General features: G+C 65.9%; 15 protein-coding genes. 5 read left to right on the forward strand and 10 right to left on the reverse strand.

The window, feature by feature from the left end:
- Window positions 1-47: 47 nt before the first annotated feature.
- From lpdA to DL237_RS06180, 5 genes are all read right to left on the reverse strand, one after another.
- On the reverse strand, window positions 48-1,442 hold the full coding sequence (gene lpdA, locus DL237_RS06160; protein WP_119398160.1) for a dihydrolipoyl dehydrogenase: 1,395 nt from the start codon (window positions 1,440-1,442) through the stop codon (window positions 48-50).
- A gap of 307 nt (window positions 1,443-1,749) precedes the next feature.
- Entirely contained in the window at window positions 1,750-2,328 is a 579-nt protein-coding gene (locus DL237_RS06165; protein ID WP_119398161.1) for a DUF924 family protein, read from the reverse strand.
- A 104-nt stretch (window positions 2,329-2,432) separates the two neighbouring features.
- Entirely contained in the window at window positions 2,433-3,698 is a 1,266-nt protein-coding gene (locus DL237_RS06170) for an MFS transporter (protein ID WP_119398162.1), read from the reverse strand.
- A gap of 124 nt (window positions 3,699-3,822) precedes the next feature.
- Window positions 3,823-4,878, reverse strand: a complete 1,056-nt coding sequence (gene queA, locus DL237_RS06175) for a tRNA preQ1(34) S-adenosylmethionine ribosyltransferase-isomerase QueA (RefSeq protein ID WP_119398163.1) — start codon at window positions 4,876-4,878, stop codon at window positions 3,823-3,825.
- A gap of 65 nt (window positions 4,879-4,943) precedes the next feature.
- Window positions 4,944-8,444, reverse strand: a complete 3,501-nt coding sequence (locus DL237_RS06180; RefSeq protein WP_158585594.1) for a YhdP family protein — start codon at window positions 8,442-8,444, stop codon at window positions 4,944-4,946.
- A 482-nt stretch (window positions 8,445-8,926) separates the two neighbouring features.
- Between DL237_RS06180 and DL237_RS06185 the strand changes: the two genes are divergently transcribed.
- The 4 genes from DL237_RS06185 to DL237_RS06200 all read left to right on the forward strand — a co-directional run bounded on the left by DL237_RS06185 (window position 8,927) and on the right by DL237_RS06200 (window position 13,048).
- Window positions 8,927-9,388, forward strand: a complete 462-nt coding sequence (locus DL237_RS06185) for a peroxiredoxin (protein WP_119398165.1) — start codon at window positions 8,927-8,929, stop codon at window positions 9,386-9,388.
- A 579-nt stretch (window positions 9,389-9,967) separates the two neighbouring features.
- The gene (locus DL237_RS06190; protein ID WP_233544884.1) at window positions 9,968-10,807 is read left to right on the forward strand and encodes a ferritin-like domain-containing protein; all 840 of its coding nucleotides are present in this window, start codon (window positions 9,968-9,970) and stop codon (window positions 10,805-10,807) included.
- A gap of 413 nt (window positions 10,808-11,220) precedes the next feature.
- Window positions 11,221-12,546, forward strand: a complete 1,326-nt coding sequence (locus DL237_RS06195) for a M23 family metallopeptidase (RefSeq protein WP_119398166.1) — start codon at window positions 11,221-11,223, stop codon at window positions 12,544-12,546.
- Window positions 12,536-13,048, forward strand: coding sequence for a bactofilin family protein (locus DL237_RS06200; RefSeq protein WP_119398167.1), 513 nt, complete (start codon window positions 12,536-12,538; stop codon window positions 13,046-13,048). The genes DL237_RS06195 and DL237_RS06200 overlap by 11 nt, the downstream gene beginning before the upstream one ends.
- Before the next feature lie 236 nt (window positions 13,049-13,284).
- On the opposite strand, the gene DL237_RS06205 is transcribed toward DL237_RS06200, so the two are convergent.
- On the reverse strand, window positions 13,285-13,869 hold the full coding sequence (locus DL237_RS06205; protein WP_119398168.1) for an HNH endonuclease: 585 nt from the start codon (window positions 13,867-13,869) through the stop codon (window positions 13,285-13,287).
- A gap of 302 nt (window positions 13,870-14,171) precedes the next feature.
- On the opposite strand from DL237_RS06205, the gene DL237_RS06210 reads away from it, so the two are divergent.
- Entirely contained in the window at window positions 14,172-14,612 is a 441-nt protein-coding gene (locus DL237_RS06210; protein WP_119398169.1) for a VOC family protein, read from the forward strand.
- Window positions 14,613-14,736: 124 nt separating this feature from the next.
- On the opposite strand, the gene DL237_RS06215 is transcribed toward DL237_RS06210, so the two are convergent.
- From DL237_RS06215 to DL237_RS06230, 4 genes are read right to left on the reverse strand one after another with little or no spacing between them, the layout of a single operon-like run.
- The gene (locus DL237_RS06215) at window positions 14,737-15,402 is read right to left on the reverse strand and encodes an alpha/beta hydrolase (protein WP_119398170.1); all 666 of its coding nucleotides are present in this window, start codon (window positions 15,400-15,402) and stop codon (window positions 14,737-14,739) included.
- The gene (locus DL237_RS06220; RefSeq protein ID WP_119398171.1) at window positions 15,399-16,037 is read right to left on the reverse strand and encodes a DNA-3-methyladenine glycosylase family protein; all 639 of its coding nucleotides are present in this window, start codon (window positions 16,035-16,037) and stop codon (window positions 15,399-15,401) included. Before DL237_RS06220 ends, DL237_RS06215 begins: the two co-directional genes overlap by 4 nt.
- Complete coding sequence (locus DL237_RS06225; RefSeq protein ID WP_119398172.1) at window positions 16,019-16,750, reverse strand: cobalt-precorrin-6A reductase; 732 nt, start codon at window positions 16,748-16,750, stop codon at window positions 16,019-16,021. Before DL237_RS06225 ends, DL237_RS06220 begins: the two co-directional genes overlap by 19 nt.
- Window positions 16,747-17,787 (reverse strand): cobalt-precorrin-5B (C(1))-methyltransferase, encoded by a 1,041-nt coding sequence (locus DL237_RS06230; RefSeq protein WP_119398173.1) that lies wholly within the window; start codon window positions 17,785-17,787, stop codon window positions 16,747-16,749. Before DL237_RS06230 ends, DL237_RS06225 begins: the two co-directional genes overlap by 4 nt.
- Window positions 17,788-17,856 lie beyond the last annotated feature (69 nt).

A 17,856-nucleotide genomic window follows, 5' to 3' on the forward strand; every position in this document is an offset into this window, starting at 1 on the left:
AAGGGCGCCCCACAGGACGCCCCCAGATTTGCGCGACTGGTGACAGATCACATATGGATCTCGCGACCGTAGGCGGCAAGGACCGCCTCGTGCATCATTTCGCTCAGCGTCGGGTGCGGGAAGACGGTGTTCATCAGATCTTCCTCCGTTGTCTCCAGCTGACGCCCGATGACATAGCCCTGAATCAGCTCGGTCACTTCGGCCCCGACCATATGTGCACCCAGCAATTCGCCCGTCTTGGCGTCGAAGACCGTCTTGATAAAGCCCTCCTGCTCGCCAAGCGCGACGGCCTTGCCATTGCCGATAAACGGGAACTTGCCGACCTTCAGCTCGTACCCCTGCTCTTTCGCCTTGGCTTCGGTCAGACCGACGCTGGCGACCTGCGGGTGGCAATAGGTGCAGCCCGCGATGCTGCCCGGCTTGATGGGGTGCGGATGCCCGCCCGCCGCCAGTTCCGCCACCAGAACGCCCTCGTGGCTGGCCTTGTGCGCCAGCCAGGGCGCGCCCGCGATATCGCCGATGGCATAGAGACCTTCGACCGAGGTGCGGCAGAATTCGTCCGTCACGACGTGGGTGCGGTCGATCTTGACGCCCAGGTCCTCAAGGCCAAGGCCCTCGGTGTTGCCGACGATCCCGACAGCCGAGATCACGGTGTCGAACTCCATCTTCTCGATCTTGCCGCCGGTTTCGATATGGGCGACCACCTTGCCCTTGCTGCGATCCAGCTGCTTGACCCCGGATTTCTCCATGATCTTCATGCCTTGCTTGACGAACTGCTTCTTGGCAAAGGCGCTGATTTCCGCGTCCTCCACCGGCAGCACCCGGTCCATCACCTCGACCACGGTCGTGTCCGCGCCAAAGGTGTTGTAAAAGCTGGCGAATTCGATGCCGATCGCGCCCGACCCGATCACCAGCAGCTTTTTGGGCATCCGTGGCGGCTTCAGCGCATGGCGGTAGGTCCAGACCAGATCACCGTCGGCCTCCAACCCCGGCAGCTCACGCGCCCGCGCGCCGGTGGCGACGACGATATGCTTGGCGGTCAGCTCCTCGGTGCCCTTGTCGGTCTTGACGGAAACCTTGCCCTTGCCGGCCAGTTTCGCCTCGCCCATGATCGTGGTGACCTTGTTCTTTTTCAGAAGGTGCTTCACGCCGCCTTCCATCTGCGCCGCGACGCCGCGCGACCGCTTGACCACCGCATCCAGGTCAAAGTCGAACTTGTCCGCCGACAACCCGAAATCCTTGGCGCGCTCCATCAGGTGGAACACCTCGGAGGACCGCAGCAGCGCCTTGGTCGGGATACAGCCCCAGTTCAGGCAGATGCCGCCCAGGTTCTCGCGTTCGACGATCGCCACGTTCAACCCGAGCTGTGCGGCGCGGATAGCCGAGACATATCCGCCCGGACCTGCCCCGATCACGATGAAATCGAAAGATTTGGACGCCATGTGCCCCTCCGCTGCAAACTCGTTTCGAAGATAGTTTGATGTTAAACTATCTCTCCGCAACCCACAAGAACGCTCGGGCGTTTCCGCCTGGCGCTGACCGATACGCTGCCATGCAACGCCCCGCTACCACGGGACGCCGCGCTGGTGCCACTGTCACAACCCTGCGAGCCGCTGTCAAACAACAAGCGTCGGGGATTGGATGGATGCCTGTCCTGCCCCCACATGCAAAACGCCGCCCCCGGGATGCCGGGCGCGGCGTCATGTCAAAACGAAAAGATGCGGACCGAAAAGGCGCGACCGCTGCCTGTCAGCCGGCCGCCTGAAGCTTTTTCACCGTCTCGCCATATCCGCCCTCTTCGATATAGGCGGCCTCGGGCGCGGTAAAGGCACGGTCGAGCGCCTCGTTGCGATAGGGAAAGCGGCCGAACTTGCGGATCACTTCGCGGTGCGCCTGGGCGTGCAGCATGTTGCTGCCGCCCGTCTCGGGCATCCGATCCACCATCAGGCGAATGCAGCGATCCTGATCGCACAGGTTTTCCGAATGCATCAGGGGCAGGTAAAAGAACTGCCGCGCAGGTTCGTTGATACGCATGTCCCAGCCGTGGCGGATCGCCATCTTGGCCGCGGCCAGCGCCACCGCGTCGCTCTTGAAGGCCTTGCCCTCGCCGCGGAACATGTTGCGCGGAAACTGATCCATGAGGATGATATAGGCCAGCGCACCGCTGGGATAGGTCAGCCACAGCCCGTAGGCACCATCGCACGCATTCTGCCATGCGGCGCCGAACCGGTCGCGTATGGTCTGATCGATCTCGTCTCCACCGGTGTACCAACCCTCCGGCCCAACTTCGTCAAGCCAGAAAGAAAGCACCTCTTCTGGGGCAATCATGGCGGACTCCTCTCCTTTAGCCATTACGCCTTTGGTTGCAGCCTTACAGAGGTTTTTCCATATTGAAATGGCAAATTTGCCTCTTTCCGGCGCGAACCCGGCCCTCAAGCAGCAGTTTCATCGTCCGAAGCGTCTTCAGCCGCATCCGCTGCCCATTCCTGCGCCGCTTCGACCACGACCGGCGACGATGACATCATCACGGCCACGTAGGCCCCGGTGTCGTCCGACGACAGGCTGGGACGGCGCGTCATGCGATAGGCGGCGTAGCCGGCGGTCGCCAGCAGCAGCGCCGCGATAAACAGGAAAAAGCCGCCCGGCCCCACCAGCGTCATGACCCAACCGGTCAGCACGGGGCCGCCGATCGCGCCCAATCCGTTGACGAACATCATGCCCGCGCTGCCCGCCGCCATCTGATCGCTGTCCAGGTAGTCGTTCAGATAGGCCAAAAGCAGCGAATACAGCGGGTTGGTCATTGCCCCGATGATCGCCGCCGCCACCAGCAGCACGATAAAGCTGTCGCCGAAGACGTAGCCCAGCAACGCGCCGAACCCGGCCACCACGGCCTCGCATCCGATCAGCAAGCGCCGGTCCATCCGGTCCGACAGCCAGCCCAGCGGAAACAGCGCCAGCACCGCCCCGACGTAGAACATCGAGATGAACAGCGAAATCTGCGGAATGCTCATCCCAGCCTGGGTGCCGAAAACGGCCGCCATGCCGAACTGCGCCGAAAACGCGCCCCCCACCAGGAACACGCCCACGATACTCAGCGGAGAGGTCTTGAACAGTTCGACCAGCGACATCGGCTTGGTACTCTCGAACGCCGGTGTCGGTGAAATCGACAGCAGGATCGGCGCAAAGGAAATCGAAACCAGGATCGACGGCACGATGAACAGAACGAACCCCGCCGGGTCACCCAGCAGCAGAATGCCCTGCGCGCTCAGGATGCCGAGCACCTGCACGATGGAATACAGCGCCAGGGACTGACCGCGCGTCTCGTTGGTGGCGGCATTGTTCAGCCAGCTTTCCGTGGTGACATACACCCCGGAAAAGCAGAACCCGATGATCAGCCGTTCGATCATCCAGGCATAGGGGTTGGCATAGGCCGGATACAGGATCAGCACGGCCGAGATGAACGAGGCCAGCGCCGCGAACACCCGCACGTGCCCGACCCGCCGGATCATCCCCGGCGCCAGGCGCGACCCGCCCAGAAAACCCGCGAAATACGTCGACATGACCAGCGACATGTGAAAGGTCGAAAACCCCTCGATCTCGCCGCGCACACCCAGCAAGGTGCCTTGCAGGCCATTGCCCAGCATCAGCAGCATAAGACCGAGCAGCAAGGCCCAAGAGTTTCTAAGAACCTGGATCATCCGGCTTCTCCCTTTCAGGGCACCGAACTGACCGGGCCTGCAACGGCGTGAACGGTCATGAGAACGGCAAATTCACGTTAATACGCGCCGACGCGCGAAAATCTCTGCGACCTGCCTTTTCACGTCAGGCGCGCGGGATCAACAGAGACGCATCTCCGTACGAGAAGAATCGGTAATTTTCGGTAACCGCATGGGCGTAGATCTGCCGGATCACATCCGGCCCCATCAAGGCCGAGACCAACATCATCAGCGTGCTCTTGGGCAGGTGAAAGTTTGTCATCAGCGCGTCCGACACGGCAAAGCGGAACCCGGGATAGATGAAGATATCCGTCTCGCCCTGCCAGGGGGCAATCGCGCCGCTGGCCTGCGCCGCGCTTTCGATCAGCCGCAGCGCCGTGGTGCCGACCGGGATCACACGGCCCCCGGCCGCCTTGGTCGCGGCAATCTCGGCGGCGGCCACATCGCTCACCTCGCCCCATTCGGCGTGCATCTTGTGGGTCGTCACGTCCTCGACCTTGACCGGCAGGAACGTGCCCGCCCCGACATGCAGCGTGACATGGGTGAACCCGACGCCCATTGCGCGCAGCCGCCCCAGCAGGTCATCGTCGAAATGCAGCGACGCCGTTGGGGCGGCCACAGCACCGGTATTCTTGGCCCAGACCGTCTGGTAGTCATCCTTGTCCTGCGCGTCCGGCGCGCGCAGCGCCGCGATATAGGGTGGCAGCGGCATGTTCCCGGCCTCGGCCAGGGCCGCATCGAAATCCTCGCCCGTCAGGTCGAACCGCAGCAAGCCCTGCCCGTCCTGCTTGGCCTCCAGCACAGCCGACAGGCGCGCCGAAAAGCGGATCACCTCGCCCTCCCTCACCTTGCGCAGGGGTTTCAGCAGCGCCGCCCAGGTGCCATCGGCACGCGGTTCCAGCAGGGTCACCTCGATCTGCGCCTGCGTGTCGCCTGCATCGGATGTGCGGGCGCGCACGCCGGACAGGCGCGCCGGGATCACCTTTGTGTCGTTCAGCACCAGCCTGTCGCCGGGGCGCAGCCAATCGCCGAGGTCACGCACCACGGCATCGGTGATCGTGTCCCCCTGCGCAACCAGCAGCCGCGCCGAAGACCGCGGTTTCGCGGGCCGCGTCGCGATCAGCCGTTCCGGCAGGTCGAAATCGAAATCGGATAGGTGCATGTCGTCTCTCCTGGCAGCGCGTGCTGCGCTACACCGAAACGGCCCCGCTTCGCAATGCGCCGCCGCTACTCTGGAACGCGGGGCGCAGGTCTGCGAAAGATCTCGCGGAACATCCCCGGCGTCAGCAGCGACAGCGGGTTGACCCCGACCTTGGGCGCCGACGCAGGGCCGTTCAGCGTGAAATTCATCCCGAACAGCCCCTCGCCCTTGCGGGTCAGAAAGGCGCCGATGCCGTTCAGCACGTAAAACGGCGACACCACGCCCTGCATGTTCATCGTCTTGGCGCCCAGATCATAGGTGCCATCCATCGAGATCCCCATGGAGGCACCGATGGCACTGGATTTGCGCAGGTACAGCATGTCCGGCGTCAGGCGGAAATCGGCCTCGACATCGGAAAACAGGATGCCCTGCCCGGCCATCTGCTCCACCAGGCCGACGACGCTGATCGAACTCAGCAACGCCGCCATCGCCGGGGCGTCCTGGATCGACAGGTCCTTGACCACCAGCTTGCCATCGAAATTGCCCTTCTCTCCTGTTGGACGCAGCTCCAGCGCCAGCGCGCCCCCACGCCCTTTCGACAAAAGACCCGCGGCCGCGATCACGTCGCCCGCGTTGGCCGCATCGATGCGCACGACCTCGTCCCCCCCGTCGCGGATCACCCGACCCTGCACCGCGGGCCCGCCGTTGACGCGGCCGGTAAACGCCCCGGTGATCCCGCCCACGGTTGAAAAATCGCCGTCGAAACCGTCCAGTCGCAGGGAGTTGGTCACCGTCAATCGGTCGAAACGCGCCGACACCGGCCCGCCACTGCCGCCGCCGGTCGGTAAAACCGGCAAATGGCGCAGGTCGAGAGACCCTCCGTTGATCGCGACGCCCGGGGCCTGTCCCTCAGCGCGCGCGCTCAGCACCACCGGCGCGTCCAGCCATCGCCCGACCCGGACACGCTCGAACCGTGCTGCCTCCAGCTTGCCCGCGCTGGTCAGCTCGATCCTGCCGTCGGCGCTCAGACCCGGTGCCTCCAGGTGCAATCCGTCGATAGATACCGGCGTGCCCAATGTGCCCGACACCGCCAGATCCGCCGTCGCCGCTTCGCCCAGGCGCCATCCGATCCCATCGATGCGCAGGCCCACCCCCCGCAGATCCGAGGTCAGCCGAAAGCTCGGAACGCCCCCCTTGGGCAGGTCGACATGCAACTGGCCGCTGCCCGCGCCGGTCATGGTGCCCTCGGGCATACCGGCCAGGAACGCCCCCGCGAACCGGTCGTCCAGCGTCACCACCGCGTCGATCTCCGACCCGGTTGCCCCCGCGCCCAGCGCCGTGTTCCACGCGCCATCAAAGGCGACCCCGTCCAGCGTGCCCGCCCCGGCAATCCGCAGCGTGCCCGTATCGCCCGTGACCGAAAGGCTCTGCGCCCGCAGCATCCGCCCCGGCATCAACTGGTCGCTGGCCACGTCGCGCAAGGCGGCGTTCAGGCTCAGCTTGACCTCCTCCAGCGGCAGGCGCTTGATCAGAGGAAAGGTGATATCGGCCTGCACCGCGGCCTCTCCCTCGGCCAGGTCGACCGGCTTGCCGGCCTTGCTCAGAAACCGGAAAGGCTCCTCGTCCAGCAGCGCCAGCGTGTCGCGCAACGCGCTCTGCGTGCGCAGGTGCACGGTGCCGATGCTTGGCTTCTCGGTCACGTCCGCCACCACGAAGGACGTGCCCGCGATGTCCACCGGCGCCGCCGTACCCGCGCCCTTGGGCGCCGCAACCTGACCCTCTGTCGCTTCGATCACGAACCGGTTGCGCAACAGGCTGGCGTGGCCGCGCGCGCCGGTGACCGGGGGCAGCGTCTTCAGGAAACGCGCCGTCAGATCACGGAATTCGAACCCCAGGTAGATGTCGGGCTTGCCGCCCTCGCTGGCCCGAACCCCCAGTTGCAGGTTTTCCAGCAGACCGTCCTGTACGTTCTGATCGATCCACTCACGCGTCTTTCCCACCGCCGACGGTGGCCAATAGGGCAGCAGGTCGCGCGCCTGTATCGCGTCCATATGGCCATCCAGGTGCAACCCCCACCCGCTGGCATCGGCAGCCATGTCACCCCGCAGCACCATCCGCTCCGCGCCCTGGCGCAGCGTCAGCGCCCCCAGGCTCAGCCGAAAGGGATCCAGCTGCAACCGCAGGTCCAGCTGCGCCCCCTCCAGGTGCACCGGTTCGGGAAACAGGTCCGCAGGATCCGCCACCACGTCCGTCGCGCGCAATTGCCCGACCAGCGCAACCGGCCCGCCTTCCGCGCCTGTCAGCTTCAACTCGCCGTCGCCCTCCAACCGAACCCAGCGACTGTCCACCGACAGCTCTGAAAACCGCAACGACTGGCTGGCGGGATCGTAGGTGAAATAGGTGCGCGCGGCATTGAAGGGAACCGGCCGCGTGCCCTGTGTCGGCTGCAACACCCCCGCCCCGATCTGCAACGTCGCGTTCAGGGGGCCAACCGCCCCCGTCTCATCGAAACCAACCCGCAGCGCACCCGACAAGGGCGCATCCAGCACCCCCAGCCACGCCAGCGCCGGGCTCTGCGTCGCCAGGTCAGCGGCGGGCATGTCCTGCACCGACAGGGCGAACTGGCCGCTCGGACTGTCCAGCGTCGTGGTATAGCTCGTCTCGATCACCGTCGCATAGGATCGCCCCCCCAGCAGGGCGAAATCCCCGCCGATGCGCAGCCCCGCGCCGTCCCTGTCCAGGCTCAGCCGCCCGCCATCCAGCGACCATCGCCGCCCGGCACGCAGATCCTCGTAGACCATCGTCAGGCCCTGCCCGTCGATCCGCGTCAGACGGGCCAGCGCCTCGGTGCCCAGCAGCGCCTTGAACTCGTCCAGCGCTTCGACCAGATCCCGCCCGGCCTCCAGCGCCCCGGCGTCCTGATCGCCATTCGCGGCACCGGTTGCGCCACCGTTGCCGCCAGGGGTCGCGGCGGCGGCATCCTGGCCCGACAGCCCCCCCTCGGCCGCCATCCCGCCCGTGTGCGACAGCACGTCAAAGGCTCCGTCGGCATTGCGCCTCACCCGTAGATGAACCCCCGACAGCGCAATCTCGCGCGGTTGCAGACGCCCCAGCAGCAGCGGTTCCATGGCCATGCGGGCCGACATGTCCGCCAGCGTCAGACGGGTGCGCCCGTCCCCCATCGACAGGGTGACCCCGCTCAGTTGCACGCGGGGCTGCCAGCCCTGTTCGACCACCAGCGACAATTGCTCGAACCCGACATCCAGACCGGGCGTCTGCGCCTCGATCTTGCGCTCGATCTCCGCCCGCACCCATTCGGGCACCTGCAGCTTTCCGCCATCGCCTGCGACATACAGCGTGCTCACCCCCAGAACCACCAGCGCAATGGCAAAGACCGCGCGCAGGGTCAGCAGAAACAGGGTCTCGCAACTGCGATAGGTCCAGTGCCGCTTGCGTCCATGATGGCTGTTGTACCGACTGCGATAGCGCGACCGTCTCCTGCCCCCGGCGGGCGCGTCCGCTTGCGTCGCCGTCCCGTCCTGCACCCCACCGTCCTGCGACCCGCCGTCCTGAGATGCCTCTCCCACGACACGCGCCTTCCGCCGCGCACGCAAGCGCAGGCGTCCCTTCCTGCCCGGGCGCGAGTGTTCAGTCCCCACAGCGGCCTCACTGGCGGCCTCACTCCCTGCCTTGTCTATGCCTGCCCCGTCTTCTTTTGCCGCGGCGCCTTCCCGATCTCCCCCGGCACCTTCTCGCGATGGCGCTCCGCCAGGCACACCGCGGCTCATAGACGGCGGGGCATCGGGATGCGCATTCTCGGGGCCGGGAACCACCCCCCGGTCCCCGGCATCTCCCGCGCTCTCCCTGTCGGCCCCTGCGGACCTGTGCCTGTCGTCCATTACCTGTCCCGTCATTGCGCCAGCTGCCCCGGCGCGCCCCTCGTGCCCGCTCGACGGCACGCGATCCATCCCGTGACGCGAATTTGCGACCGATCTCGGACGATGCCTTTAATCTCTTCCGCCGCCGCTTAATATGGAAGCACGAAATGTTTCTCAGGAAAGGCAAAACTATGCCCATCGAAGGCGATATCGCCCCCGACTTCACCCTGCCCGGCACCAACGGCAGCAGCGTCACCCTCTCAGACCTGCGCCCGTCCCCTGTGGTGGTCTTTTTCTATCCGCGCGACGATACCCCCGGCTGCACGACCGAGAACAAGGATTTCACCGCCCTCGCCGCCGAATTTCAGGCCGCTGGCGCCCGCGTTCTGGGCATTTCCAAGGACACCGTCGCCAAACATGAAAAGTTCGTCGCCAAGCATGATCTCGGGACGGACCTGCTCTCGGATGCCGACGGCACCGTGTGCGAAGACTGGGGCGTATGGGTGGAAAAGAACATGTACGGCAAGACCTACATGGGGATCGAACGGGCCACCTTCCTGCTCGATGGCAGCGGCACCGTCCGGCGGGCCTGGCACAAGGTCAAGGTTCCCGGCCACGCCGAAGAGGTCCTGTCTGCCGTCCGCGCGCTCTGACGCCCGCACCCCGGGGATGGCGACACGACCGCGCGCCGTCCCCCTCCCGCCACAGGCAAGCCAGCCCCCACCGCGGCCTGCCGCCTCATCCCACCGACACCCCGCTCACCGACCCTGGGCCCCCTCTGCCTCCCCGCGATATGACGGTCCCTTGGCCTCCCCGTCATCTGGCCGTAAATACCCCGGGGGGACAGGCGAAGCCTGGCGGGGGCAGCGCCCCCTCCCGTCCCGCCCAATCGCGCGGCCCTTGCAAGGTCCGTCTGCAACGCCCTTCACCCCGCCTCACGCCAAACCTCGCCGCCCTCTTGAACCGCCCAGCCCCCGAAAAACCCAGCCCCCGAAACGCCCCGCCACGCCGCCCCTCAGCCCCTCTCACCCGCCCCCAGCAGTGGCGTTTGAAACACCGTTCAGATACCGTTTCGAAACCGTCAGGATACCGACGTGGCTTTTCTTTGGTTTCAATGACTTGCACAGGTCATACCGCCCCGCACCGACGTCCCCCACCGACGCGCGCCCTAGCCTCACTGGCACACAGCCTCTTCCCCCACCGGCATATGCCCCGAATGACAGAGATCCCAAATGGCAACCGTTCGCCCGCAGACCCTCACAGACATGGCGGTCGAGGTGCTCAGCACCGACGACGGCCGCGCCAAGACGGCGCTCTCGCATGCCCACGCCGCGCGCTGGCGGGCCGCGCGCGACGCCGGAACGCCGATCCCCGTCGGCACCGCGTCCCCGCCGCTGCAACCCGCCCGCCCGGAGAAACCCGACCTGCGCGCGCCCCGTGACGTTCCGCGGCGCCGTCCCGGCACAGCGGCGGGGCGCATCGCCCTGTTGCACGCGGTCGCGCATATCGAGCTCAACGCCGTCGATCTGCACTGGGATATCATCGCCCGCTTCGGCCATGTCCCGATGCCACAGGGCTTCTATGACGACTGGGTGCGCGCGGCAGACGAGGAAAGCAAGCATTTCAACCTGATGTGCGACTGCCTCGAGGCGCTCGGATCCCACTATGGCGCGCTGCCTGCCCACGCCGGGATGTGGCGCGCCGCCGAAGACACGGTCGACGATCTCTTCGGGCGCCTCGCCGTGGTGCCCATGGTTCTCGAGGCACGCGGCCTCGACGTCACCCCCGGGATGATCGAGATCTTCCGCAAGGCCGATATTACACAGGCGGTTCAGGCGCTTGAGACGATCTACGCCGAGGAGGTCGGCCATGTCGCCTACGGGTCGAAATGGTTTCACTACCTCTGTGGGCGGCACGAACATGACCCCAAGCCGATGTTCCACGCCCTCGTGCGCAAATATTTCCACGGTGTCCTCAAGCCCCCCTTCAACGCGGAAAAGCGCGCCGAGGCAGGCCTGCCGCCAGATTTCTACTGGCCCCTCACCGAACAGGACGACAGCGCGACGGACTGAGCTCAGGATCGGCGTCGGCCGCGCAACGGCCCTCCGCGCAAGGTCCGGCCGGCACGCATCCCACCGACCCGATCCCGCCCCTGCCTGTCTCCCGCCCCAGCCTGTCTCCTGCCCCAGCCTGTCCTCGATCCGCAAAGCCCTCGCGCCCTTGCGCACGCCGGTCGCGCCACGCCACCCCCCAGGCACCGCACCCCCCGATCAAACTGATCGCGCCATTTGTTTCGCGCGCGAAAGTTTGGAAACATCGCTTATTTTCGGCGGCTATTCGCCAGATCCGCGAATTTTCGCCTCTCTGCGAAGGCGGTCCGGCCAAAAAGGTTGCCGCATGGCTGTCGCTTGGGTAACAGGTTTCAAGCGCCCCGGTGGGGACCATGAACGACGGGCGCAGGGGAACGACAAGGGACATTGACCTCGTGAGGACACGGCTAGCAATTCGCCTGCATTCAGTGCTTGAACGCCACTTTCCGGAACGTCGCCTGTTTCTGCGATCCGACAGCGAAACCCGGTTCATCCGGCTCCGCCCCGCCACTCAACTCTTTGCCACCGCGGGCGGCGCGGCCATCGTCGCCTGGACGATCATCGCCACCGCCATCCTGCTGATGGACACCATCGGGTCGGGCAATTACCGCGAACAGGCCCTGCGCGACCAGCTCACCTACCAGGTCAGCCTCAACGACATGGCCACGCAACGTGACCTGCGTGAATCCGAAGCCCTCGCCGCCCAGAACCGTTTCAACGCCGCCCTCGCGCGCGTCTCTGACATGCAGACCGAGCTGCTCAAGGCCGAGGCCCGCAACCGCGAGCTGGAAACCGGCATCGACGTGATCCAGACCACACTGCGCCGCACCATCCGCGAACGTGACGAAGTGCGGGCCGAACTGGCGGTTGCAACCGCCCCCGAGGCCAGCGGCGAACGCCCCGAACTGCCCGCCTACGCCGAAGATACGCTGGCCTTTCTGTCCAGTGCGCTCAGCGATACCGCGATGGAACGCGACAAGATCGACGCCGACGCGCAGGATGCCCTGCTGCAGGCGGATGAACTGTCACAGCGCATCGCCCTGATGCAGGATCAGAACGACGCGATCTTTCACCAGCTCGAAGACGCCATGGACGTCTCGGTCGAACCGCTGGACAAGATGTTCCGCGCTGCGGGTCTGAACACCGACAACCTGCTCAAGCAGGTGCGGCGTGGCTATTCCGGCCAGGGCGGCCCGCTGACCCCGATCTCCTTTTCCACGATGGGCGAAATGCCCTCGCCCGACGCCATGCGTGCCAATGCCATCCTTGCCAAGCTCGACACGCTCAACCTCTACCGTCTCGCCGCGTCCAAGGCGCCTTTCGCGATGCCGGTGCACACGTCCTTCCGCTATTCGTCGCCCTTCGGGGTGCGCCGCGACCCCAAGACCGGCGGACGTCGCAATCACTATGGCGTCGATATGGCTGCCTCCATCGGCACCCCGCTCTACTCGACCGCGGATGGTGTCGTGATCCATGCCGGCTGGTCGACCGGCTATGGCAAGCTGGTAAAGATCAAGCACGATTTCGGGATCGAGACCCGCTATGGTCACATGTCGCGCATTTCCGTCAAGGTGGGCCAAAGGGTCTCGCGCGGGGACCGCATCGGTGATATGGGATCAACCGGACGCTCGACTGGATCGCACGTGCATTACGAGGTGCGAGTGAACGGCAAACCTGTAAACCCGATGACCTATATCAAGGCTGCAAAAGATGTTTTCTAAGAGCAAAATCAACGAACCCGGACCGAAAACCTCCGAAAGCTCCCCTTCGGCAGGCACCGACCTCTCGGCGCCCAAGCCCGCCTCCAGCCCTGACTACAAGCCGACGCCGCCCAAGGCAAAGCCGCCTGCGTCCGTGCTGTCGACCGACCTGCACATCACCGGCAACCTCAAGACCACCGGCGACATCCAGGTCGAAGGCACGATCGAAGGCGATATCCGCGCGCACCTGCTGACCATCGGCGAAGGCGCCACGATCCGTGGTGAGGTCACCGCCGACGACGTCGTCATCAACGGCCGCATCATTGGCCGTGTGCGCGGTCTCAAGGTCCGCCTGACGTCTACCGCACGCGTCGAGGGTGACATCATCCACAAGACGATCGCGATTGAATCCGGCGCGCATTTCGAAGGTTCCGTGCAGCGTCAGGATGATCCCCTGACCGGCGGCAAGACCGCCCCCAAGAAACTGGCGCCGCCGACCCCGGACGCCCCGACCGAGGGCTGATCGCCAAACGGCGGCGCTCGGACCGGGTGCGGACCGAGCACGGGCGGACTTGCATCGAACCGGCGCGGACCAGAGCAGCACCGCACCGCCCCCCGGGCGCAGTTCCCCCGGCATGAATGACAAAGCCCCGGCCAATGGTCGGGGCTTTCGCGTTCCAGACCCTGCCTGGCCGCAAAGGCTGCGACACTGCGCAGTTCCGGACAGGGGGATGCCTGTTTCAGACGTTCAGTTTGGGTTCAAGCTTCCAGTTCGGCATCCCAATACAGGTAATCCATCCAGCTTTCATGCAGATGGTTTGGCGGGAACCGCCGGCCCATGTTGCGCAATTCCTCGGCGCCCGGCGCACGCGGCGGCTTGCGCAGATTCATGCCCGCGCGGCGCAGGCTGTTGCTGCCCTTCTTCAGGTTGCAGGGCGAACAGGCGGCCACGACATTTTCCCAGCTCGTGATGCCACCACTGGCGCGCGGCACAACGTGGTCAAAGGTCAGATCCCCCCGTGCGCCACAGTACTGACAGGCGAATTCGTCCCTCAGAAAAAGATTAAAGCGCGTGAAGGCCACGCGCTTTTGAGGTTTGACATAATCTTTCAGGACAACGACCGAAGGGATCCTTATCCGGGTACTGGGGCTTCGCACGAAGGTGTCGTACTCGGCCACGATATCCACCCTGTTCAGCCAGGCGGCCTTGACCGCCTCCTGCCAGGGCCACAGCGACAACGGATAGTATGACAATGGCCGGTAATCCGCGTTCAGTACCAGGGCCGGGTGCTGCTTCAGCGCCGCTGGCTCCCTCACGAATTCCGTTCTGAAATCTCCGTCCATCTGCGACTCCGTTTCCGTCCTGTCTGCCCGCACCGGGCACCAGAGCGGGAACCCCGCCCCAGCAACACATCGACTATATATCGCGGTAAGAGCCTGACAAGCCCCATGATATATAGATATGCCGCAAAGCCCTAACCGCAATGCGTAACGCCCAAATGACAATCGCGAAACAGTTCCGGCCCTGCGCATGGCCCGTTGCGCCGCAGGGCCAACGATCCTTGCGGGGTCAGCCGCGCGGGTCCGGCGCCATCCCGCCGGTGCGCGTCGCTTGACACCGCCTTTCCCCCGCATAACTTGGCGGCATGACACAGCCCGATACCCCCGCAGGCCCGCCGCCCGCCGCGTTGCTCGAATTTGCAATCTACACAGCCGATCTCGACGCCGCCGAGGCGTTCTATGGCGGCGTCCTCGGCCTGACCAGGATCGTGCGCGCCGACGACCGGCACGTGTTCTATCGTGTCGGCGACATGGTCCTGCTGATCTTCAACCCGGCGCGCACCGTCCTGGGCGGGTCGAACCCCGACCTGCCGGTTCCTGCGCACGGGGCACATGGCCAGGGCCATCTGTGTTTTGCCGCCACCGCTGCCGAGCTGACCTATTGGGTGGATCGGCTGACCTCCGCGGGCTATCCCATCGAAGCGGACTTCCACTGGCCCGGTGGCGCGCGCTCCATCTATCTGCGCGACCCGGCCGGCAATTCTCTGGAATTTGCCGAGCCGCGCCTCTGGTTTCCCGACGCCTGACGCGCGGCACCGCACCGTACCGCACCGTATCTTTCATACGCGGGCATGGTGCCGGCGATCTGCCTTCGTCGTGTCAGATCGCCTGCCCGCAACGCCCCCTGCCCGCAACGCCCTCTGCGCCAGCTCAAAACCCGCATTTGTCGCGCAGGAAGGCCAGTGCCACCGACAGACCGTCCGGCGCAATGCCGTGGGCCGTCCCCTTCATGATATGGGCAAACACTTCCTTGAAGCCCGCTTCCTGCAACGCCTCTGCCGCCTCGGGCAGGCTCTGCGGCGGCACGACATCGTCCTCGTCCCCGTGCACCAGCAGGATCGGCATCTTGACCGCCACTTCGTCGCCCAGCGTCTCCGGCCGCAACAGTCGCCCTGAAAATCCGACGACCCCCGACACCGCGTCTTCGCGACGTGGGGCCACGTGCAATGCCATCATCGTGCCTTGCGAAAAGCCGAACAGCGCCACCTGTTCGGGCATCACGTCCTCGTCAACCATCAGCGCATCGAGAAATGCGTCGAGGTCCTGAACCGCCGCCGCCATGCCCCGCTCGGCTTCTTCTTCCGACGAACCGTCCAGCCAGGGGATCGGAAACCACTGAAAACCCATCGGCGCGCTCGGCACCGTTTCGGGGGCGTCGGGCGCCACGAACAGCGTATCGGGCAAGTGTTCGCCCAACGGGTCCGCAAGGCTCAGCAGGTCCGCGCCATTTGCCCCGTAACCGTGCAGGAACACCACGATCGAGCGGGTTTCTCCCGAAACAGGTTCTTTTCTTTCGGCGTTCAATACCCGTGTCATGCTCGTCCCTCTCTGTTTTTCTCGGCCCGGTAAAAAGACCACAACATGCGTGCAGCGACCCCGCGCCAGGGCGACCAGGCCTGCCCCATGGCGCGAAAGGCCAATTCGCCCGGCCGCGCATCCAAGCGGTAAAGCAGCCGGGCGGCCTCCTGCAAGGCCAGATCGCCCGCAGGCAGGATGTCGGCGCGACCAAGGGCCGTCGTCGCGTAGATTTCCGCGCTCCACCGCCCAATGCCCGGCAGCGCCACAAGACTGGAAATGACGTCCTCGTCCGGCAGGGTAGCAAGGGCATCAAAATCCGTGCCGGACGCCGCGATGGCCAAGGCATAGCGTATTTTCGGGCGGCTCAGACCGACGGCGCGCAATCCTGCCTCGCCCGCGGTCAGCACGGCCTCCGGCGTGATCAGCCCGGCCCCCTCGACCCGCGCCCAGATCGCAGCCGCCGACGCGGTCGAGACCTGCTGACCGGTGATCGCATGCAAAAGCGTGGCGAATCCTTCTGGCCGTCGGCGCAGGGGCGGCAGGGGCAGCATTGCCGCGATCCGCGCCATTCCCGCGTCATGCGCGGCCAGCCATGCGACGCCTTCGCCCAGGGCCGCCTCGGAGTCCAGAACCCTCATCGCACCGCCAGCCATGTCATCGCCTCCGCAACACTACGCAGCACGGTCACGCCCGGCGGTGCATCCGGCCGCGCGATCAGCAAAACCGGCAGACCAAGAACGCGCGCCGCATCCAGCTTGGCGCGCCCGGCGGTCCCACCGGCATTCTTTGCCACCAGCCAGTCCACCCCCAGATCCCGGAACAGCGCCTCTTCGGCGGATTGGGCAAACGGCGGTCGCCCCACCAGGTACTGTCCGTCGACATGGGGGAACGGCTGGTCCGGCGGGTCTATCACCCGCAGCGTCATGCGCCGCCCGGCCATGTTGGCATACCGTGGCAGGCTTTGCCGCCCCGTCGCCAGAAACGCATGGTCGCCCACCGGGATATGCGCCGCAACCTCGCTCTCGTCCGCCAGAAAGGTCCAGGCGTCGTCGCGCCCGGGTTGCCAGCCCGGGCGTCGCAACAGCGCATAGGGCAGATCCTGCTCAGCACAGATGCGGGCGGTGCGCGCGGTGATCCTTGCGGCAAAGGGATGCGTGGCATCCAGTACGGCGCGAATACCCGCGCAGGCAAGGTAGGTCCGAAATCCCTCTTCCCCGCCGAACCCGCCGACGCGGCTGGCAATGGGTTGGGGGGCGGGCCTCCGCACTGCCCCGGCAAGCGACACGACGGCAGGCGTGCCCGCTTCGGCAAGCTTGCCCGCGATCACCCGTGCCTCCGCGGTTCCGCCCAACAGCAGGATTGTCATGCCCGCCCCACCACGACGCCGCTTCGGTCGATGACAACGACATCGGCGCCGACCTCTGGCGGCAGCCGACGGCGCACCTCGGCCAGCGCCATGCGGGCGACCCAATCGCCAAAGCGCGGCCCCAGATGCGCCAGCACCTCCAGCGCCGTTCGCATGTCGCGCAGCTCCGGCGCGTCGAACGCGCGTGCCAGCGCATCGAAATCCACCTGTGATCGCCCTGAATGCAGATCCGCCGCCCCCTGTGCCAGCTTGCACACCTTGCCGATGCCGCCGCCGATCGTGACATGCGGCACCGGATGGGCAGAGATGTATTTCAGCAGCCCGCCGGCGAAATCACCCATGTCGAGCATTGCATGATCGGGCAGCGCGTACATCTTCTGCACCACCGCCTCTGACGTGGCGCCAGTGCACCCGGCCACCCGCGCAAGCCCCGCCGCCCGCGCGACATCCACCCCCCTGTGGATCGAGGCGATCCAGGCGGCGCAGGAAAACGGGCGTACGATCCCCGTCGTGCCCAGAATGGACAAGCCGCCCTCGATCCCCAACCTCGGGTTCCAGGTCTTGCGGGCCAGCGCGGCGCCCTCAGCGACCGACACCGTGATTTCCGCATCCAGGGCACGGCCATGGGCGGCGGCCATGTCGCGCAGCACGTCTTCCATCATCTGTCGCGGCACCGGGTTTATCGCAGGCTCGCCCGGCGGAATCGGCAGACCGGGGCGCGTCACCGTGCCAACACCCGTTCCGGCGCGAAACCTGATCCCCTCTCCGCCCGGCTCGACCCGCGTGCTGATGCGCGCGCCATGCGTCACGTCCGGGTCATCCCCGGCATCCTTGATGATCGTGGCAGTCGCCCACCCCTCGCCGACCTCCAGCGCGTCGATGGCGAAGTCAGCACTCTCACCGCGCGGCAAAATGATCGTGACCCGGTCGGTCCGCCCCGGCCCCCATAGCGCCATCAGCGCCGCCTTGAGGGCGGCGGTGGCACAGGCGCCCGTGGTCCAGCCACGGCGCAATTCTCGGTCTGGTCTGCGGCTCATGCGGCGCGATCATACGGTCACGCCCCAGCAGCGCCACGGGAATCTGACCCAGTGCGGCGCGATTGCCGC

Origin of the sequence: Pseudooceanicola sediminis, from assembly GCF_003575965.1 — a bacterium.
Taxonomy (GTDB): Bacteria; Pseudomonadota; Alphaproteobacteria; order Rhodobacterales; family Rhodobacteraceae; genus Pseudooceanicola; species Pseudooceanicola sediminis.